Origin of the sequence: Chitinophaga sp. HK235, assembly GCF_018255755.1 — a bacterium.
In the GTDB taxonomy this organism is placed as follows: Bacteria; Bacteroidota; Bacteroidia; order Chitinophagales; family Chitinophagaceae; genus Chitinophaga.
The window spans coordinates 323,448-323,647 of record NZ_CP073766.1; positions in this window are offsets into that span (position 1 = coordinate 323,448).

Sequence of the window (200 nt, forward strand, 5' to 3'; positions counted from 1 at the left end):
AACCATTGCGAATATATTTTGAGTAACCCATTTACGTGAAACCCGAACCTTTAAATCAAGAAAACCCTTTTCACCTGAATAGATACACTCAGTTAATCCGACCTGACAGGGGTATGTCCTTGTCTTTTGTTGCCTGATATGAATTCCGGTCTTCCGGAATAAAGGATAGCCTGTGTGTGTTAATCTAAAACTATTACCCG